The following is a 19,404-nucleotide window of genomic DNA, read 5'->3' as shown; positions in this document are numbered from 1 at the left end:
CCCGAGCAATCAGTTCGGCACCAGACTGAGCCGGACATCGGCACCGACGGTCACGACGCCGTCGAACCGCCAGCGCCGGGCCTGCGAGATGGTCGCCACCCCGGCGTCGTCGATCGCCGTGATCGGTCCGCCCAGTAGCGTCGGCGCCAGATAAGCCAGAATCCGGTCGACGAGTCCCGCCCGGACGAACGCCCCGGCCAGGGTCGGACCGCCTTCGAGGATCACATCGGTGCGGTCCGCCAGCGCCTGGAGCACCTCGAGCGGATCGTGGGTCCGGATCACCATGGTGCGGGAATCGTCGTTCAGGACGTTGGCCTCCGACGAGATTTCGCGCTCCCCGACCACCACGCGCAGCGGCTGACGGGCCGCCGGGCTGCCGTCCGACAGGCGCGCGGTCAGCGTCGGATCGTCGGCCAGCACCGTGCCCGTGCCGACGACGATGGCGTCGGCCACCGCACGGTGCCGGTGCACGTCGGCCCGGGCCGCCGGGCCCGTGATCCACTGGCTGGTGCCGTCGGCGGCGGCGCTGCGCCCGTCGACGCTCGCCGCGAATTTCCACGTCACATGGGGTCGGCCGGTGCGCTGGCGGTGCAGCCATTCACGCAGCGGCCCACCGCCGACCTCATCGGCCAGGACGCCCGACGACACCGTCACGCCGGCATCGGTCAGCCGCTGGGCACCGCCCGCCGCCACCGGATTGGGGTCGGCCACGGCGAACACCACGGCCGCGACCCCGGCGTCCAACAGTGCGTCCACGCACGGGCCCGTGCGGCCCTGGTGGTTGCACGGTTCGAGCGTCACCACCGCGGTGCCGCCCGCAGCGCGGGTACCGGCGCGCCGCAGCGCCATCACCTCGGCGTGCGCCTCCCCCGGCGGCTGGGTCCCGCCGACGCCGGCCACTTCGCCGTCGCGGTCCAGGATCACCGCGCCGACCGGCGGGTTCGGGTACGTCGTGCCTTTGACCGCATCGGCCTGGTCGATGGCCATCCGCATGGCCGACTCGATGGCCTCCGGCGTCACAGCACCAGGTGCGGTGACGCGGCCGCGGCCTGACGCCGCAGCGATTCCACCGCGGCACCCGGATCCGCCGCGTTGTACACCGCGGAGCCCGCGACGAAGCAGTCCACACCGGCCGCGGCCGCGGCTTCGATGGTGTCGTCGTTGATGCCGCCGTCGATCTCGACGACCAGGGTCAGCTCACCGGAGTCGACCAGCCGGCGTACCGCGGTGACCTTGGGCAGTACCTCGGCGATGAACTTCTGGCCGCCGAAGCCCGGCTCGACCGACATCACCAGCAGGGTGTCGAAGTCGCGCAGGATGTCGAGGTAGGGCTCGATCGGGGTACCGGGTTTGACGGACAGGCCGGCCTTGGCGCCGGCCGCGCGGATGTCGCGGGCGACCGAGATCGGGTCGTCGGTGGCCTCGGCGTGGAACGTCACGTTGTAGGCGCCGGCCTCGGCGTAGGCGGGGGCCCAGCGCTTGGGGTCCTCGATCATCAGATGGCAGTCCATCGGGATGTCGGTGACCTTCAGCAGGCTCTCGACGACCGGCAGCCCCAGCGTCAGGTTGGGGACGAAGTGGTTGTCCATGACGTCGACATGCAGCCAGTCGGCGCCCTCGACCGCCGCGGTCTCGTCGGCGAGCCGGGCGAAGTCGGCGGAGAGGATGGACGGGGCGATCATTGGTCCTGCCATGGCGGTCAGACTACTTTGAGCGCGGCCGCGAACATCGCATCGGTGCCATGCCGATGTGGCCATAACTGCACGTGTGGTCCGGGACCCAGCCGATCGGCCGGGGCGAACAGCGGGCGGGTGTCGATCTGTTCGACCGGTTGACGGCGCACGGCGTCGGCGATCACTCCGACGGTCTCGGCCAGGTGCGGCGAACACGTCGCGTACAGGACCACCCCACCGGGCCGGGTGAGTTTGATTGCCGCAGCGAGCAATTCGCGCTGCAGCCGGGCCAGGCCGGGCACATCGGACGGCTGCCGGCGCCACCGCGCCTCGGGCCGGCGACGCAGCGCGCCCAGGCCCGTGCAGGGGGCGTCGACCAGGACCCGGTCGAAGGATCCGGGCTCGAGACCGGACTCACGGCCGTCGACCCGCAGGACCTCGACACCCATGCCGGCGGTGTTGCGCTCGACCAGGTCGGCGCGGTGCTCCGTCGGTTCGACCGCGGTCACCGTGGCGCCGCTCTGCGCGGCGATGGCCGCCAGCATCGCGGTCTTGCCGCCGGGACCCGAGCACAGATCCAGCCAGCGGGTGTCGTTGCCCTCCAGCGGCACCTCGGTCAGGGCGCGGGCCACCAGCTGGCTGCCCTCGTCCTGCACCTGCGCCAGACCGTCCCGGATCGGGTCCAGCTGGCCGGGGTCGCCGCCGGGCAGGTATACCGCGTACGGCGAGAACCGGCCGACGTCGCCGCCGATCGCCGCGGCGAGCTCCTCGGCACTGATCTCCCCGGGGCGGGCCGCGAGGTGCACGACGGGGCGTTCGTCGTCGCTGGTGAGCATCGCGTCGAGCTCCCCCGCGTCGGCGCCGAGTGCGTCGGCGAAGGACTGCGCCACCCACCGCGGGTGCGCGTGCGTGAACGCGGTGTGGCCGATCGGGTCGGCGGCGGCCGACGGCGCGAGCTCGGCCACCCAGGCGGCCTCATCCTTGCCGGCGATGGTGCGCAGCACGCCGTTGACGAAACCCGCACGCACCGAATCGAATTCGATGCCGGCCTGCTCGACGGTCGTGTCCACGGCGGCGTGGGCATCGACGCGGGTACGGAGCAACTGGTAGGCGCCGAGCCGCAGCAGATCGAGCAGGACGGCGTCGATCCGGTCGGTGGGCCGCCCGGCGGCACTCTCGATCACCGCGTCGAGCAGCCCGATGCAGCGGCAGGTGCCGTAGGTCAGTTCGGTGGCGAAGGCCGCATCGCGGCCGGTGATGTCGCGCTCGCGCAGGATGGCCGGCAGCGCGAGGTTGGCGTAGGCATCGCGCTGCGACACCGCGCGCAGCACGTCGAACGCGGCCTGGCGGGCCGGATCGAGCGGCTTGCGGCGTGGGCCGCGTGGCCCCTGCGACCGGCCCGGCTGGCGGTCCTGACGGTCCCGGCCACCCGCGCGCCCCTGGTTGTGGGGACGGCCCTGCCGGCCCCCGCGCCCACTGTTACCGCGTTCAGTCACCGGGCCACCACACCTTCGTCCAGCCGGGCGCCGCGCGCCCAGTCCGCCGCATTCATCAGCTTCTTCCCCGGCGGTTGCACCATGCCCAGGCGCACCGGTGTGCTCCCGGTGCCGACCAGCACGCCGGATTTCTGCACGCGAATTGCACCGGGCGCCAACGCTTCTCCCTCGATCGGTACCACCGGACCGAGCTTGACCCGCAGGTCGCCGATCTCGGTCCAGGCGCCCGGGTTCGGCGTGACCGCGCGAACGCGGCGATCGACGACGTGCGCCGGCAGGTCCCAGCGCACGCGCGCGTCTTCGACGGTGACCTTGGGCGCGATCGTCACACCGTCTGTGGGTTGCGGCACCGCGGTCAGCGCGCCGTCCTCGACACCGTCGAGCGTCGTCTCCAGCAGCCCGGCACCGGCGTCGGCCAGTCGGGCCAGCAGGTCACCCGCGGTGTCGATGGGCCGCACCGTCTCGGTCAGCACGCCGTACACCGGACCGGAGTCGAGAGCCCGTTCGATCTGGAACGTGGTGGCGCCCGTCACCTCGTCGCCCGCGGCGATCGCGGCCTGCACCGGGGCGGCACCGCGCCACGCCGGCAGCACCGAGAAGTGCAGGTTGATCCAGCCCAGGCGGGGCACCGCCAGCAACTCGTCACGCAGCAGCGCACCGTAGGCGACGACGGCGCAGCAGTCGGGGGCCAGCGCGGCGAGTTCGGCAACGAACTCGGGTTCATTGGGCTTGGCCGGCCGCAGCACCGGAATGCCTTCGGCCAGAGCGAGTTCCGCTACCGGGGACGGCGCCGGCTTGCCGCGGCGACCGGAGGCCGCGTCCGGACGGGTCAGCACCGCCACCACCTCGTGGCGGGGCGACGCGATGAGCCGACGCAATGACGGCAGCGCGGGTTCCGGGGTTCCGGCGAAGACGATACGCACGATCCACCAGGCTACTTGTGCAGCGGCCGAACCTACTCATCCGATATGCAGCGGATCGATCTGCACCCGCACCGGCGTCTGATCGTGGCGGGCGCTGAGCACTCCGGTCGCCCGGCGCAGGGCCGCCGCGAGCACCAGCCCGCGATCGCGCGAGACCCGCACCAGCATGCGGTGCACGGGAACGCCCGGGTCCACACCGGGCGGACGGCGGGCACCGAACGGCAGATCGACCGGGCCCAGCACCTCGGCATCGGGCGGCAGGGCGGCGGCCTCCAGCAGCGCGTCTGCCGCCTCGGGGACGCCGTCGACGGCCGCGAGATGCACGGCGGGCGGCAGCCCGACCTCGGCACGGCCGTCGAGCTCGGCCTCGGCATGCCCGACCGGATCCCAGCGCACCAGCGCCTGCACCGTCGGGATCGACGATTCGGCCACCACTGCGACCGTGCCGCCGGCCGCGCGATCGACCACCATGGCCGCTGCCGACATCCAGCGGCGCAACGTGTCCTCGGCCGCGCGCAGATCCTGGCGGCCCAGCAACGCCCAGCCGTCGAGCAACAGCGCCGCGCCGTAACCGCCGTCGGCACGCGGTTCGGCGCCCGGCGTCGCCACCACCACCGCGGGGCGGGCGGGTACCTCGGTCACCACGGCGTCACCACCGGAGGTGACGACGGGCACGCCCGGGAAGGCCCGGCCCAGCTCCTCGGCGGTGCGCCGGGCCCCGACCACGACAGCACGTACCGCGTCCGAGCCGCACCGGCCGCAACGCAGCGCGATGTCCTGGCGGCCGCACCACCGGCACACCGCGCCGACGGTGTCGCGGTCGGGCAGCGACAGCGGCCCCGTGCAGTGCCGGCACCGGGCGATGGTCCGGCATTTGCCGCAGGCCAGCGCGGGAACGTAGCCGCGGCGTGGCACCTGGACCAGCACCGGCCGCCCGGCGCTCAGCGCGGCCCGGGCCGCGCCCAGGGCCATCGACGGCAGCCGCGCGGTGCGGGCGGCGGCGTCGCGCTCGTGGGTGTGGGCGTCGTCGTCGAGCGCGACGACGCGCGGGGCCCTCGCTCGCACCACGCTGCGGCCGGCCACCAGATCGTGCGCCCACTTGCTGCGCACCAGCGCCTGCGCTTCGGCGGTGCGCGCGAAGCCCCCGATGACTGCGCCGCAACGCAATTGGTGCGCCCGCAGCATCGCGACCTCACGGGCGTGCGGATACGGCGCGCGTGGCTCGGCCAGCGAGTCGTCCCCGTCGTCCCACACGACGATGAGGCCGAGGTCGGCGACGGGTGCGAAAACCGCGCTGCGGGTACCGATCACGAGGCGCGCCTGGCCGCGCAGTACCGACAGCCAGCGCCGGTAGCGCTGGGACGGGCCGAGACCCGCCGACAGCGCCACCACCCGGGACTCGTCGACGAGCCCCAGCGCGGCGGCGTGGACGGCATCGACGTCGCGCTGGTCCGGCACGATCAGCAGTGCCCCACGGCCGGCGTTGACGACGACGGCCGCCGCCTCGGAGAGCCGCCGCGCCCAGTCCTCCCCCGGCAGCGCCTGCCACACCGCGCGCGCGGCCCGGCCTTCGGCGAGCGCCTCGAGGAACTGCTCGCCACGGCCGTACTGCTGCCAGGCACCGGCGTCGACGTCCCGCGGGACGAACGGCGGGAGTTCCGGCGGCGCCTGTTTCTCCACGGTCGCGTGCCGGGGCGGAATCGCCAGCCGCAACACGTCGGGCCGGCTGCCGGCGTACCGGGCGGCCACCGCCTCGGCGAGCCGCTGCACGTCGGGGGTCAGGACCCGCTCGGCCGACACCACGCGGTCCAACCAGCCGAGCTTGCCGGAATGGTCGGTGTCCGAACGTCTTTCGAGGATGAACGCGTCGACCAGCCGGCCGTTGAACCGTACCTTGGCGCGGACGCCCGGCTGGGCGTCGTCGGACAGCTCGGCCGGCACCAGGTAGTCGAACTCACGGTCCAGGTGCGGCACCGACAGCATGGGCAGCACCCGAGCCACGGGCTCGTGCTCGGCCTGCTGTCTGGTGACGGTCACGCAGTCGGTGTAGCAGACACGGCCGACACCGTCGACACCGTCCGGCCCGCGAAGAAGCCGGCGGTGATCAGGAGCAACGAGGCGGCGTAGGCCCACCAGATCGGGACCGCCAGCCTCTCGTCACCGAGCACGAACTTGCTGATGCCGATCATGCCGTCGCTCACCGCGAAACACAGCGCACCGAGGGCCGTCGCGCGGGTCGGCAGCTCGGCGAACAGTGCGGTGCACACCATCGCGACCAGGACGGCCATGTACACCGTGACGGGGATGGTCATCTGCTGCGCCACCAGGCTCGGCCAGAACCAGACGATAAGCCCGATGCAGACGACCACCAGGACCGCGGCGCCGGCGGTGGCGGCCGGGGTGCGCCGGGCCAGCGGCAGCAGGGCGGCCAGGAAGCACAGGTGCGCGATCAGGAACGAGCCGAGCCCGAACACGAATCCGATGGGCCAGCCCGGCACGGCCAGCAGGAAGTCGCCGCCCGCCGAGAACACCAGTGCGGCGACCAGCCAGTTGCGTTCGCGGATGATGGGATGGCCGGCGGCCATGGCCGCCAGCAGCAGCGCGGGTAGTGCCTTGACCTCCGGCTGCAGGGCGAACTGGCCGGTCAGATCGGCGCCCGAGGGCAACCGCAGCGCCGTCACGATGAGGAAGACGCCGTAGGCCGCGGCCACCACCGCGGCCGCCAGCCACAGCCGCCGGCGCAGTGCGTACGGTGAACTCATGTCGGACACTGCGCGTCCCCCGCTCGATCCCATTCTGCAAAAGGTACTGGAAGCCGTTCCGTTCCAATTGACCATGGACGGCGGCGTCGAAGCCGCCCGGGCCCGGTTCCGGGAGCTGCCCCGCAAGCCGGTGTTCCCCGAGGTCCGCGCCGAGGACCGCGTGATCGACGGCGTGCCGGTCCGCATCTACTGGCCCGCCGATGTCGAACCGTCGGCGCCGGTCGTGTTGTTCTTCCACGGCGGCGGCTGGGTGGTCGGCGATCTGGACACCTATGACGGCACCGCCCGCCTGCATGCCGCCGGGACCGGCGCCGTGGTGGTGTCGGTGGATTACCGGCTCGCCCCTGAGCACCCGTTCCCCGCCGCGGTCGACGACGTGTGGGCCGTCACGCAGTGGCTGGCCGCACACGCCGACGAGATCGGCGGCGACCCGAATCGCCTTGCGGTGGCCGGCGATTCGGCCGGCGGCAATCTGGCCGCGGTGGTCGCCCAACTGGCCCGCGACGCCGGCATCACGCTGCGCGCCCAGCTGCTGTGGTACCCCGCGACCACGTGGGACACGTCGTTGCCGTCGTTCACGGAGAACGCCGACGCCCCGGTTCTGGGCCGCGACGCCGTCGGCGGTTTCTCGTTGCTGTACGCCACGGGCGTCGACCTGCGGAACCCGCCGGCCGCGCTGGTCCCGGCGCGCGCCGAGTCCCTCGCCGGGCTGGCACCGGCCTACATCGCCGTCGCCGGATACGACCCGCTGCGCGATGATGGCATCCGTTACGGCGAGATGCTCACCGCGGCAGGGGTTTCCGTCGAGGTGCACAACGCCGAGACCCTGGTGCACGGTTACCTCGGTTACTACGGCGTGGTGCCGGCGACGACCGAAGCAGCCGACAAGGCGCTGGCCGCGCTTCGAGCCGCGTTAGCCTGAGGCATGACTTCAGATGTGACGCCGGACACCCGGCCTGCCATCGACCCGATCCTCAAAGCCCTCCTGGACGCCGTGCCGCTGGAGTTCACGATCGACGACGGTGTCGAGGTGGCGCGGGCCAAGCTCGCCGCGGTGCGACCGCCGGCCGCGATGCTGCCGGATCTGCGGATCGAGAACCGCGTGCTCGATTGCGGTGCGGCAGGCCAGATTCCGGCCCGCATCTACTGGCCGCCCATCGACGGCGAGACCCGTCCGCTGCCGGTCGTGGTCTTCTACCACGGCGGCGGCTGGGCCATCGGTGACCTGGATTCGCACGACCATGTGGCCCGCGCCCACGCCGTCGGCGCCCGCGCCATCGTGGTGTCGGTCGAGTACCGGCTGGCGCCCGAGCACCCGTTCCCGGCCGCCATCGAGGATTCCTGGGCCGCGCTGCAGTGGGTCGGTGCGCACGCCACCGAGCTCGGCGGCGACCCGACGCGCCTCGCGGTCGCGGGTGACTCCGCCGGCGGCAACATCTCCGCCGTGATGGCGCTGCGGGCGCGCGACGCCGGTGGCCCCGCACTGAAGTTCCAGCTGCTCTGGTACCCCGTCGCCACCGGTGACATCACGCTGCCGTCGTTCACCGAGAACGCCGACGCGCCCATGCTCAACAGCAACGTGACCGCGGCCTTCCTGTCCTGGTACCTGCCCGGCATGGATCTCAGCGACGCCTCGACGCTGCCGACCGACCTGGCCCCGGCGAATGCCGAGTCCCTGGAAGGTCTGCCGCCGGCGTACATCGGGACCGCCGAGCACGACCCGCTACGCGACGACGGCGCGCACTACGCCAAACTGCTTGCCGCGGCCGGTGTTCCGGTCGAACTGAGCAACGAGCCGACCATGGTGCACGGCTTCGTCAGCCTGGCCCTGGCGTCGCCGGTGGCGACCGAGGCCACCAATCGCGGACTCGCGGCCCTGAAAGCCGCCCTCTACGCCTGAGTTTCCGCGAGTATGGACCCATGACAACGCCTGATGTCCAAACGGTGATCGTCGGCGCCGGCTTCTCCGGGATCGGGGCCGGCATCCTGCTGGACCGGGCCGGGCTCGGTGACTACCAAATTCTCGAGGCCGGCTCGGGTCCCGGCGGTACCTGGTTCTGGAACACCTATCCCGGTGTCGCCGTGGATATCCCGTCGTTCTCGTACCAGTTCTCGTTCGAGCAGAGCGCCGATTGGTCGCGCACCTACGCCAAGGGCCACGAGCTCAAGGCCTACGCCGAGCACTGCGTCGACAAGTACGGGCTGCGGGACCGGATCCGGTTCGGCACCGAGGTCACCGGTGCCGAGTACGACGATGCCGCCGACCTGTGGCGCGTGCACACCAGCGGCGGCACCATCACCGCGCGGTTCCTGATCAACGGCAGCGGTGTCCTGACGGTGCCCAAGCCGCCGGACATCGACGGTGTCAACGACTTCGCGGGCATCACGCTGCACACCGCGCGCTGGGACAGCAGCATCGACCTGCGCGGCAAGCGGGTCGCGATCATCGGCACCGGGGCCTCGGCCGTCCAGGTGATCCCCGAGATCGCACCGGTCGTGGAGCACCTCACGGTATTTCAGCGGACGCCGATCTGGTGTTTCCCCAAGCTGGACCTACCGCTGCCCGCGGCCGCCCGGTGGGCGATGCGCGTCCCCGGCGGCAAGACCCTGCAGCGGCTGGCCAGCCAGGCCTACGTCGAGCTCACCTTCCCGCTGTCGGCGCAGTACTACAGCGTGTTCCCGTTGGCCGACGGTGCGGCCCGGATGGGCCGGTCGTTCCTGCGCCGCGAGGTGCACGACCCCGTGGTGCGCGACAAGCTCACGCCGCGCTACGCCGTCGGCTGTAAACGACCGGGGTTCCACAACACCTACCTCGCGACCTACAACCGCGAAAACGTAAGCCTGGTAACCGAATCCATCGAACGCATCACGCCCACGGGAGTACGCACCGCCGACGGGCCGGAGCACGAGGTGGACGTGCTGATCCTGGCCACCGGATTCAAGGTGATGGACGTCGACAGCGTGCCGACGTTCCCCGTCACCGGCGCCGGCGGTCATACCCTCGGCGAGTTCTGGGAGACGCAGCGGCTGCAGGCCTACGAGGGCGTCAGCATCCCCGGCTTCCCGAACTTCTTCACGGTGATGGGCCCGTACGGCTACGTGGGTTCGTCGTATTTCGCGCTGATCGAAGCCCAGACCCACCACATCGTGCGGTGTCTGCAGCGGGCGGAAAAGCTCGGCGCCCACCGCGTGGAGGTCTCGCAGGAAGCCAATGACCGGTACTTCGACGAGATGATGCGCAAGCGTCACCGCCAGGTGTTCTGGCAGGACAGCTGCCAGACGGCCAACAGCTACTACTTCGACAAGAACGGTGACGTGCCGCTGCGGCCCGCCACCACGGTGGAGGCCTACGTCCGCAGCCGCCGCTTCGACCTCGACGACTACGAGTTCAGCGCCTGAGGTCCGCGCCGGCACTCATATGAAAGTTCTTTGAACCCGGTAACTTTTCCGCATGCGTTCGCAGCGGCACGGCTATAGGCGCTGAATCGTCGGTACAGTCGCGGAGGTGACGACCCGGCCGATGCGATGGCGGACAGCGGCAGTGCTGCTCGTCGCGCTGCTCGGTCTCGGCCTGGGAATCCAGCTGGGTGCCAAGCCCGTTGCCACAGCGCACGCGCACGCCGCCCCCATGCTCGTCGCCCCCGGACACACGCTGCCGTCGGTGACCGCCGAACACCCGCACGCGCGGGACGGCTCGATCCTGCCGGCTCCGGAACTGTTCGCCACCGCGGGTCTCCCCCGGTCCGCCACCACCCTCCTGGCTCTCGGCCTGGTGGTGGCGCTGTGTGTCGCCACGGTGTGCTGGTGCGCGTCGAGGACGCTCACGAGCCGGGGCCCGCCCCGGCAGGTGGCTGTGCTCCACACCGGCCGGGCGGTCCTGACCCGGCTCTGCATCTCCCGACGCTGATCGGTCAGCGCAGGTCGGCCACTGTTCGTGGCTGATCGGTGTTCGCTGCCCGATCCCGCTACCGCACCGCGGCCTCAAGCGAAAAGTGATGCACCCATGAACAATTCGTCCAACCTCACCCTGCCCAGAAAACCCTCTCGACCGGCGTCGGGACCGTGCCGACTGGCCCGCTACGACCGGCCGGGCACCATGGTCGGCGGCACCCCGGTGCTGCGGATCGCCGCGCCCTTCACCACCGACGACCGCGGCTTCTGGGCCAAGCTCGAAGGCGTGAACCCCGGCGGTATGAAAGACCGGCCCGCCATGTACATGGTCGAACGCGGCCGGGCCCGCGGCGACCTGTTGCCCGGCGCCCGGATCGTCGAATCCACCAGCGGCACACTCGGACTCGGTCTGGCCCTGGCCGGCACCGTGTACGGGCACCCGGTCACGCTGGTGACCGATCCCGGCATGGAACCGATGATGCTGCGCATGCTGGCCGCGTACGGCGCCGACATCGACCTGGTCACCGAGCCCCACCCGACCGGCGGCTGGCAGCAGGCCCGCCGCGACCGGGTCGCGGAGATCCTGGCCGGTGACCCCACCGCGTGGTACCCCGACCAGTACAACAACCCCGACAACGTCGACGCGTACCGCGACCTCGCGCTCGAACTGCAGTCGCAGCTGGGCATCGTCGACATCCTGGTGTGCTCGGTGGGCACCGGCGGGCATTCGGCCGGGGTGGCAAAAGTGTTGCGGGAGTTCAATCCCGACCTGAAACTGATCGGCGTCGACACCATCGGGTCGACGATCTTCGGCCAGCCCGCGCAGAGCCGGCTGATGCGTGGCCTGGGGTCGAGCATCTACCCCGACAACGTCGACTACGCCGCGTTCTCGGAAGTGCACTGGGTGGCACCCGCCGAGGCGGTGTGGGCGTGCCGGGCCCTGGCCTCGACCAGCTACGCCAGCAGCGGCTGGAGCGGCGGCGCAGTCGCTCTGGTCGCCGGTTGGGCGGCGCGTCACCACGACGCGGACACCACCATCGCCGCGATCTTTCCCGATGGGCCGCAACGGTATTTCGACACCGTCTACAACGACGACTACTGCCGACAGCACAATCTGCTCGGCATCGAGCCGCCCGCCGAGCCCGCGGTGATCGCGGACCACGCTGAGCGCGTGGTGGATTCGTGGACCCGCTGCACGACGGTGCGCAGGCCCGAGGCTGCGACGCTCTGATGGAGGTGCTCACGCAGTTCCGCAGCTTCGGCTGGCCCAGCCGGGTGCTGATGCTCAACCAGTTCGGCATCAACCTCGGCTTCTACATGCTGATGCCGTACCTGGCCGGATATCTGGCCGGACCGCTCGGCCTGGCCGGCTGGGCCGTCGGCCTGGTGCTCGGGGTCCGGAACTTCTCGCAGCAGGGCATGTTCATCGTCGGTGGGACGTTGGCCGACCGGCTGGGCTACAAGCCGCTGATCGTGGCGGGCTGTCTGCTGCGCACGGCCGCGTTCGGCCTGCTCGCGGTCGCACAGTCGCTCCCGGCGTTGCTGATCGCCTCGGCGGCAACCGGTTTCGCGGGGGCACTTTTCAACCCGGCGGTGCGGGCCTACCTGGCCGCGGACTCCGGCGAGCGCCGGGTGGCGGCGTTCACGGTGTTCAACGTCTTCTATCAGGGCGGCATCCTCGCCGGTCCGCTGGTGGGACTGGCCCTGATGGGACTGGACTTCCGGGTGACGGCGGGCATGGCGGCGGTGGTGTTCGCGGTGCTGACCATCGCGCAGCTGTTCGCACTACCGAAGGACCACGCCGATCATGCTGTCGCCGAGCGCGTCTCGGTCCTGCACGACTGGCGCACCGTGCTGGCCAACCGTCCGTTCCTGTTGTTCGCGGCGTCCATGGTCGGCACCTATGTGGTGACGTTCCAGGTGTACCTCGCGTTGCCACTGCACGCCGGAGTGCTGTCGCCGCGCCACGAATCAGCCATCGTGGCGGCGGTTTTCGCCGTGTCGGGACTGGTCGCCATCGGCGGCCAGATCCGCATCACGGCCTGGTTCACGGCGCGCTACGGCCGCGCCCAGTCGCTGACCATCGGCGTGCTGGTGCTCGCAGCGGCGTTCGTCCCGCTCATCGTGGTGCCCGACGACCGCTGGGGGCAACCGGCCGCGGTTGCCGCGCTGTTGCTGACGGCCGCGCTGCTGGCCGTCGGCTCGGCCGCGATCTATCCGTTCGAGATGGACACCGTGGTGTCACTGGCCGGCGACCGGCTGGTCGCGACGTATTACGGCTTCTACAACACCATCGTCGGCGTCGGCATCCTGGTGGGAAATCTCGCCACGGGCGCGCTGATGGAGACGGCGCGTCACGCCGGCCGGCCGGCACTGGTCTGGGTGTCGCTCACGGCGATCAGCCTGCTGGTCGCGCTCGCCCTGTACCGAAGCCGCCGGCTGGAGCCGCAGCCGGTCGGCTGACCGAACGCAAAACTGCCCCTCGTCCAGCGACGAGGGGCAGTTTTGTGTGGTGCAGGTGCTAGACGGAAGCCTTCAGGTCGTCGACCTTGTCCAGCTGCTCCCAGGGGAGCTCGATGTCGGTGCGGCCGAAGTGGCCGTACGCGGCGGTCGGCGCGTAGATCGGGCGCAGCAGATCCAGGTCGCGGATGATGGCGCCGGGACGCAGGTCGAAGACCGAGGTGATGGCCTTCTCGATGCGGGCAGGGTCGAAGTGCTCGGTGCCGAAGGTCTCGACGAACAGACCCACCGGGGCGGCCTTGCCGATGGCGTAGGCGACCTGGACCTCGACGCGGTCGGCGAGGCCGGCGGCGACGACGTTCTTGGCCACCCAGCGCATCGCGTACGCGGCAGAGCGGTCCACCTTTGACGGGTCCTTGCCGGAGAAGGCGCCGCCGCCGTGGCGGGCCCAGCCACCGTAGGTGTCGACGATGATCTTGCGGCCGGTCAGGCCGGCGTCACCCATCGGGCCACCGACGACGAAGTTGCCGGTCGGGTTGACCAGCAGCCGGAAGTCGGAGGTGTCCATGGTGTCGTGGCCCAGGTCGGCCAGCACGGTCTCGACGACGTGGCGGCGGATGTCCGGGGCCAGAGTCTTGTCGAGGTCGACGCCCTCGGCATGCTGGGTGGACAGGACCACGGTGTCCAGCCGGACCGGAACGTTGTCGCGGTACTCGATGGTGACCTGGGTCTTGCCGTCGGGCCGCAGGTAGTCGACGGTGTTGTTCTTGCGGACCTCGGTGAGGCGCCGCGACAGCCGGTGCGCCAGCGCGATCGGCAGCGGCATCAGCTCCGGGGTGTCGTTGATGGCGTAACCGAACATCAGGCCCTGGTCGCCGGCGCCCTGGGCGTCCAGCGGGTCGCCCGCGCCCTCGACACGCGCCTCGTGCGCGGTGTCGACGCCCGCGGCGATGTCCGGGGACTGCGCGCCGATGCCGATGTTGACGCCGCAGGTGGCGTAGTCGAAGCCCTTGTCGGAGTGGTCGTAACCGATCTGGCGGATCCGGTCACGGACGATCAGCGGGATGTCGGCAAACGCTTCCTTGGCGCTGGTGGTCACCTCGCCCACGACATGGACCTGACCCGTCGTCACGAGCGTCTCCACCGCGACCCGCGACTTGGGATCCTGCGCGAGGAGCGCGTCCAGCACCGAATCGCTGATGGCGTCGCAGATCTTGTCCGGATGTCCTTCGGTCACTGACTCGCTGGTAAACAGCCGACCTTCACTCACGTCGCAAATCCCTTCCAAAACTTTAGTCCGGCGCATAATATCCGCGCCCGGCTACCGACTGTCGTGTACCCCTGCGCAGCAAACCCGTTCCGCGGCGCGGTTCAGGCTATGTTCATTCGTCCTTGCCACGCAGGAAGGCCGCGGTCGCATCGGCGATGCGACTGGCCATCAAGGTCTTGGACCCGTGCTCCAGCGCTGACTCGGTGCCGTCGGCGGCCAGCAGCCAGCCGTCGTTGACGTCGACCTCGAAGGCCCTGCCGTTGCCCACCGCGTTGACAACCAGCAGGTCACAGCCCTTGCGCTGCAGCTTGGCCCGGGCGTGGAACAGCACGTCGCCGTTCGCATCGCCGGTCTCGGCGGCGAATCCGACGATGGCACGAAGGTTCGGCAGCTGGCCGTCGGTGCGCGCCCGCACCGCGCCGGCGAGGATGTCGTCGGTCCGCGTCAGTTCGATGACGGGCGCTCCGTCGGCGTCGCCGGGGCCGTGCGTCTTTTTGATCTTGGTGGTCGCTACCTCGGTGGGACGGAAATCGGCGACCGCGGCGGCCATCACGAGGACGTGCGCGTCGGACACGTACTTGAACACCGCATCGCGCAGCTGCGCCGCCGAACCGATGTGCACGACGTCCACACCCGCCGGGTCGGCCAGGCCCACGGTGTTGCCGGCGATCAGGGTGACCTCGGCGCCGCGCTGGGCCATCACGCGCGCCACGGCGTAGCCCTGCTTGCCGGAACTGCGGTTGCCGATGAAGCGGACCGGATCGATGGCCTCGCGGGTTCCGCCGGCGGTGACGACGACCTTGACCCCGGCCAGATCGCGGGGCAGCGCGTCGCCGCGCTCCAGGAGCAGCTGGGCGAACGTGGTGATCTCTTCGGCCTCAGGCAGCCGTCCGGCACCGCTGTCGGCGCCGGTGAGGCGCCCGGAGGCCGGGTCCAGCACGACGACACCCCGACGCCGCAATGTCGCGACGTTGTCGACGGTGGCCGGGTGCATCCACATCTCGGTGTGCATCGCCGGGGCGAACAGCACCGGACAGCGCGCGGTGAGCAGCGTGGCGGTCAGTAGATCGTCGCCGCGCCCCGCCACCGCCCGGGCCATCAGGTCGGCGGTGGCCGGTGCGACCACGACCAGGTCGGCCTGCTGACCGAACCGGACGTGGGGCACCTCGGAGACGTCCTCGAACACGCCCGTGTGGACGGGATTGCCGGACAGTGCTTCAAAAGTGGCGGCGCCGACGAACTTGAGCGCCGACTCGGTCGGCACCACGCGGACCGAATGCCCGGCCTCGCTCAGCTGACGAACCAGGGTGCACGCCTTGTAGGCGGCGATACCTCCGGCGACTCCGACGACGATGCGTTTGCGGTCGGCCATGTTCGGCGCCTACGCGGCCTTACTCGCCCTCGGTGTGCTCGAGCAGGTCGCCGTGGATCTCGCGCATGGCGATCGACAGCGGCTTCTCCTGCAGGCCCGGCTCCACCAGGGGGCCGACGTACTCGAGGATGCCGTCACCGAGCTGGTTGTAGTAGTCGTTGATCTGGCGCGCCCGCTTCGCGGCGTAGATGACCAGCGCGTACTTGCTCGACACGCGATCGAGCAGCTCGTCGATCGGCGGGTTGGTGATACCCAGCGGCGTGTCGTAGGCGATGGCGGCGTCGGAGTCGATGCTCTCGACAGTGGTGCTCACGAAGGATTCTCCCGGCGTTTGGTGTGAAGATTGGCGTCGCTATCAGCGATATCTGTGCGGTTCTGCGCAGACCGCTCAGCGGCCCACCAGCAAGGATACCAATTCTGCACAGGCGGATTCCAACTGACTGTTGACAACAGTCACATCGAAACTGTCTTGAGCGGCCAGTTCGGCCCGCGCGGTAGCCAGGCGGCGGGCCTGCACCTCGGCGCTCTCGGTGCCGCGGCCGATGAGACGGCTCTCGAGCGCCTCCCAGCTGGGCGGCGCGAGGAAGACCGTCAGCACCTCGGGCATGGCCTCTTTGACGGCCCGGGCGCCGGCCAGATCGACTTCGATGAGGACGGGCCGACCAGCGGCGATGGCTTCCCGGACCGGGCGCGCGGGGGTGCCGGAGCGCTGCAGTCCCCCGTGGATTTCGGCCCATTCGAGCAGCTCGCCGTCATCGATGAGGCGCTGGAACTCGTCGGCCGAGACGAATGTGTAGTCGACACCGTCGACCTCGCCGGGACGCGGCGCGCGCGTCGTGGCGGAGACACTGAAATGCAGGTCGGGCACCCGCTCACGCAGGCAGCGCACGACCGTGGATTTGCCCACGGCAGAGGGGCCGGACAGCACAACAACACGGTTCATTGCCGTCCGGCCCCTACTGCTCGTCAGTCTTGCGTCAGATCAGGAAAAGTCGAACTTTTCCAGCAGGGCCTTGCGCTGACGGTCGCCCAGGCCGCGCAGACGGCGGGTCGGAGCGATCTCCAGCTCGGTCATGATCTCCTGCGCCTTGACCTTGCCGACCTTGGGCAGGGCTTCCAGCAGAGCGGAAACCTTCATCTTGCCGAGGACCTCGTCGGTCTCGGCGTCCGTCAGGACCTGCTTGAGGTTGGTGCCGCCGCGCTTGAGCCGGTCTTTCAACTCGGCACGTGCTCGACGTGCGGCAGCAGCCTTCTCCAACGCTGCCGCGCGCTGTTCGTCGGTCAACTGGGGAAGGGCCACGGGGTTCCTCCGTATCTCCGTCAAATAATTTCTGTCACGGCTGGGGTGAACCAGCCAGCGACGACGACCGTACCCACGCTTCCCGACAAGCGCTAACCCCACCCCCCGGGTAACGAAGCTAAAAGCCCAGCGTGTAGTGCGAACGGCGGCTCCGGGTGGCCGCGAAGTGCAAGCTCACCAAGGCCCCTTTCGAGGCGCTGCAGCCACAGATCTGCCTGCGTATCAAGGGTTTTGAGCACTCAGTGGGAGGACGGCCGATCCGCCGCGGCGCGGCCGGGCGCATTTTCGGGCCGCCGGCCGGGGTTCGTCAGGAAAATTTTCGCAGGTCACGGCGTGTCGGGCGTGTCGGTGCGGGGCCGAACGGGTCGGTGCACTGCCGGCGCGTCTGTCGGCCGATTTGGGCGGTCGGACCACCTAAATCGACGGGTTTTTGCCGGTTCGGAGACCGGTTCAGCACCCCACGACGCGGCCGACGCGCCGTCGCTGCGCGCCGTCACGCAGACTCCGCAAACACCGGCCTGCGTCCATGCGCCGACCTGGCCGAGCCTCCGCGCATCGCCCCGACGACCGCTTCGTCATGAAACCGTCTCCCGGCCAATGCCTTCCATCCGGGCCAGGTTTCCCACAGGCAACAGTCAGCGCCCGGTGACCGAACCGTTGCGACACGCACAGCACACACCTAACGACACCAAAGTGCGCGCACATTAGGCGGTCCTAACTTCAATGTCGTACCCATCACGAGGAGGACTGTGCAGCGATGAACTTCAAGCGAGCGTTGACCGCATCCACCCTGGCAGCCGGCATCGGCGTCGCCGGGCTGTTCGGCGTCGGCCTGGCCGGCGCCAATGCCGACCCGGGCTGCCCGCCGAACGCGCAGTGCGGCCAGCACGACGACCATGGCCGCGGCCCGGGTGACAACCGCGGTCCAGGTGACAACCGCGGCCCGGCGGCCCCCGTCGGCCGCGACGACAACTGGCACGACAACCAGGGCCGCGACTGGCAGCACCGCGGCATCGATGATGCCCGCTTCGATCACCAGCCGTTCGACTACAACGGCCAGTGGGTGAACCCGGTCTGGGACAACGGCCACAACGCCTGGGGCTTCTGGCTCGGCCCGATCTGGATTCCGCTGTGATCGACGCCCGCTGATCGGTCCCGCAACGAGACGGCCCGCCACGATGTGGCGGGCCGTCTCGTCATCTGCGGGACTGTGTTCCAAACAGGCTGCCGCACAACATGTTCCTGGCTGCACCGCCACGCACAGCAAACACCTAAGTACAGCTAAGTGCACGCCCATCGAACCGCAATAGCGTCAGCGGCATGAAGATCAAGCAGGCATTGACCGCATCCACCCTGGCGGCCGGTATCGGCGCCGCCGGACTGTTCGGCATCGGGCTGGCGACGGCTGGTGCCGACCCGTGGTGCGGGCCGGGCGCCCCGTGCTGGGGGCCGCACAACGATCACCGCGACGACCGCGGCGGCTGGCAGCGCGGCGTCGACTGGCATCAGGACCGCGACGGCTGGCGCGATGACCGTGGTCGCGATTGGTACCACCGCGGTATCGATGACGGCCGCTTCGACCACCAGCCGTTCGACTACAACGGTCAGTGGGTGAACCCGGTGTTCGAGCCCCGCTTCAGCGCGTGGGGCTTCTGGCTGGGCCCCATCTGGATTCCGCTGTGATGACCGCCGGCGCACCACGTCGGCAGTGCGAAAACTAGGGAAATGCCTGATTCGCGGGGCCCGGCGGCCCCGTAGCGTCCACCTCCATCGGCAGGATCGATTCGGAGGTGGGACACATGCGGTACAAGACCGAGCACCGATGTCTGCTGTCGCTGCCCGTGGTGTGGGCAGCGACGGTGGGCGTGGCCGGAGTGGTGCCGGCGCAGGCGGACCCCTTGCCCTACGGACCCGACACGTGTGTGTCGGGCTACGTGTGGCGGGAGGCGGGGCCCGGCGACCATGTCTGCGTGAAACCGGGTGTCCGCGACAGCACGGCACAGGAGAACGCCAACCCGGATCTGCACCGTCAGCCCGGCGGCGGCGCATACGGCCCGGATACATGCGCCAGCGGCTACGTGTGGCGGGAAGCGTTCGGCGGCGACCATGTCTGCGTATCGCCCGCCGTCCGTCAGCAGGCCTCGAACGACAACGCCAAGGCCGAGAGCCGCTACCAGCGCAACGTGGTCGACCCGTTCGGCCCGGGCGGCCCGTTCGCGGGCTCCCAGGACCGCGTCGAGGCCCACCAGAACTAGTC

The 19,404-nt window shown here is 70.4% G+C and carries 20 protein-coding genes; 9 read left to right on the top strand and 11 right to left on the bottom strand.

All coding sequences use genetic code 11. The features are described 5' to 3' along the window. Nucleotides 1–9: 9 nt before the first annotated feature. The 6 genes from ribD to ACJH6I_RS02145 are packed head-to-tail and all read right to left on the bottom strand — an operon-like array spanning nt 10 to nt 6,854. Complete coding sequence (ribD, locus tag ACJH6I_RS02170) at nt 10–1,020, bottom strand: bifunctional diaminohydroxyphosphoribosylaminopyrimidine deaminase/5-amino-6-(5-phosphoribosylamino)uracil reductase RibD (RefSeq protein WP_406783648.1); 1,011 nt, start codon at nt 1,018–1,020, stop codon at nt 10–12. After that, on the bottom strand, nt 1,017–1,694 hold the full coding sequence (gene rpe / locus ACJH6I_RS02165) for a ribulose-phosphate 3-epimerase (protein WP_061006056.1): 678 nt from the start codon (nt 1,692–1,694) through the stop codon (nt 1,017–1,019). Before rpe ends, ribD begins: the two co-directional genes overlap by 4 nt. A 5-nt stretch (nt 1,695–1,699) precedes the next feature. Beyond that, a complete protein-coding gene (locus ACJH6I_RS02160) occupies nt 1,700–3,169 on the bottom strand; it encodes an RsmB/NOP family class I SAM-dependent RNA methyltransferase (RefSeq protein WP_061006057.1) in 1,470 nt (489 codons plus the stop codon). Then, nucleotides 3,166–4,092, bottom strand: coding sequence for a methionyl-tRNA formyltransferase (fmt, locus tag ACJH6I_RS02155; protein ID WP_061006058.1), 927 nt, complete (start codon nt 4,090–4,092; stop codon nt 3,166–3,168). Before fmt ends, ACJH6I_RS02160 begins: the two co-directional genes overlap by 4 nt. A gap of 36 nt (nt 4,093–4,128) precedes the next feature. Next, on the bottom strand, nt 4,129–6,129 hold the full coding sequence (locus ACJH6I_RS02150) for a primosomal protein N' (RefSeq protein WP_064858810.1): 2,001 nt from the start codon (nt 6,127–6,129) through the stop codon (nt 4,129–4,131). After that, nucleotides 6,126–6,854 carry a lysoplasmalogenase gene (locus ACJH6I_RS02145; protein ID WP_207546807.1) on the bottom strand — a complete coding sequence of 243 codons (729 nt, stop codon included), beginning with the start codon at nt 6,852–6,854 and terminating at the stop codon, nt 6,126–6,128. Before ACJH6I_RS02145 ends, ACJH6I_RS02150 begins: the two co-directional genes overlap by 4 nt. On the opposite strand from ACJH6I_RS02145, the gene ACJH6I_RS02140 reads away from it, so the two are divergent. From ACJH6I_RS02140 to ACJH6I_RS02115, 6 genes are all read left to right on the top strand, one after another. Then, nucleotides 6,853–7,776, top strand: coding sequence for an alpha/beta hydrolase (locus ACJH6I_RS02140; RefSeq protein WP_064858809.1), 924 nt, complete (start codon nt 6,853–6,855; stop codon nt 7,774–7,776). The genes ACJH6I_RS02145 and ACJH6I_RS02140 overlap by 2 nt on opposite strands. A gap of 3 nt (nt 7,777–7,779) precedes the next feature. Continuing rightward, on the top strand, nt 7,780–8,754 hold the full coding sequence (locus ACJH6I_RS02135) for an alpha/beta hydrolase (protein WP_064858808.1): 975 nt from the start codon (nt 7,780–7,782) through the stop codon (nt 8,752–8,754). A gap of 20 nt (nt 8,755–8,774) precedes the next feature. Further along, on the top strand, nt 8,775–10,253 hold the full coding sequence (locus tag ACJH6I_RS02130; protein WP_135356407.1) for an NAD(P)/FAD-dependent oxidoreductase: 1,479 nt from the start codon (nt 8,775–8,777) through the stop codon (nt 10,251–10,253). A 106-nt stretch (nt 10,254–10,359) separates the two neighbouring features. Further along, a complete protein-coding gene (locus tag ACJH6I_RS02125; RefSeq protein ID WP_406783647.1) occupies nt 10,360–10,761 on the top strand; it encodes a hypothetical protein in 402 nt (133 codons plus the stop codon). Nucleotides 10,762–10,950: 189 nt separating this feature from the next. Continuing rightward, complete coding sequence (locus ACJH6I_RS02120) at nt 10,951–11,976, top strand: PLP-dependent cysteine synthase family protein (protein ID WP_406783709.1); 1,026 nt, start codon at nt 10,951–10,953, stop codon at nt 11,974–11,976. Then, on the top strand, nt 11,976–13,208 hold the full coding sequence (locus ACJH6I_RS02115) for an MFS transporter (RefSeq protein WP_406783708.1): 1,233 nt from the start codon (nt 11,976–11,978) through the stop codon (nt 13,206–13,208). Before ACJH6I_RS02120 ends, ACJH6I_RS02115 begins: the two co-directional genes overlap by 1 nt. Nucleotides 13,209–13,266: 58 nt before the next feature. Here ACJH6I_RS02115 and metK read toward each other — a convergent pair whose 3' ends face one another. The 5 genes from metK to mihF form a co-directional block, all read right to left on the bottom strand. Further along, the gene (gene metK, locus ACJH6I_RS02110; protein ID WP_061006655.1) at nt 13,267–14,475 is read right to left on the bottom strand and encodes a methionine adenosyltransferase; all 1,209 of its coding nucleotides are present in this window, start codon (nt 14,473–14,475) and stop codon (nt 13,267–13,269) included. A gap of 112 nt (nt 14,476–14,587) precedes the next feature. Beyond that, on the bottom strand, nt 14,588–15,847 hold the full coding sequence (gene coaBC / locus ACJH6I_RS02105) for a bifunctional phosphopantothenoylcysteine decarboxylase/phosphopantothenate--cysteine ligase CoaBC (RefSeq protein WP_061006656.1): 1,260 nt from the start codon (nt 15,845–15,847) through the stop codon (nt 14,588–14,590). Between the two features lie 19 nt (nt 15,848–15,866). Beyond that, nucleotides 15,867–16,160, bottom strand: a complete 294-nt coding sequence (gene rpoZ / locus ACJH6I_RS02100) for a DNA-directed RNA polymerase subunit omega (protein WP_020101623.1) — start codon at nt 16,158–16,160, stop codon at nt 15,867–15,869. Between the two features lie 75 nt (nt 16,161–16,235). Further along, nucleotides 16,236–16,790, bottom strand: a complete 555-nt coding sequence (gene gmk, locus ACJH6I_RS02095) for a guanylate kinase (protein ID WP_110767687.1) — start codon at nt 16,788–16,790, stop codon at nt 16,236–16,238. A gap of 39 nt (nt 16,791–16,829) precedes the next feature. Beyond that, nucleotides 16,830–17,147, bottom strand: a complete 318-nt coding sequence (gene mihF, locus ACJH6I_RS02090) for an integration host factor, actinobacterial type (RefSeq protein ID WP_011894593.1) — start codon at nt 17,145–17,147, stop codon at nt 16,830–16,832. Nucleotides 17,148–17,904: 757 nt separating this feature from the next. Here mihF and ACJH6I_RS02085 point away from each other — a divergent pair. The 3 genes from ACJH6I_RS02085 (at nt 17,905) to ACJH6I_RS02075 (ending at nt 19,402) form a co-directional block, all read left to right on the top strand. Then, entirely contained in the window at nt 17,905–18,282 is a 378-nt protein-coding gene (locus tag ACJH6I_RS02085) for a hypothetical protein (protein WP_061006658.1), read from the top strand. 185 nt (nt 18,283–18,467) lie between these two features. Continuing rightward, a complete protein-coding gene (locus ACJH6I_RS02080) occupies nt 18,468–18,830 on the top strand; it encodes a hypothetical protein (RefSeq protein WP_064860661.1) in 363 nt (120 codons plus the stop codon). Nucleotides 18,831–18,946: 116 nt separating this feature from the next. Next, nucleotides 18,947–19,402, top strand: coding sequence for a hypothetical protein (locus ACJH6I_RS02075; RefSeq protein ID WP_064860662.1), 456 nt, complete (start codon nt 18,947–18,949; stop codon nt 19,400–19,402). The last annotated feature ends 2 nt before the right edge of the window (nt 19,403–19,404 follow it).

It is taken from the genome of Mycobacterium sp. SMC-13, assembly GCF_045311035.1.
Classification (GTDB): domain Bacteria; phylum Actinomycetota; class Actinomycetes; order Mycobacteriales; family Mycobacteriaceae; genus Mycobacterium.
Note: the sequence above shows the minus strand (reverse complement) of the source record. Positions and strands in the feature narration are given on the sequence as shown.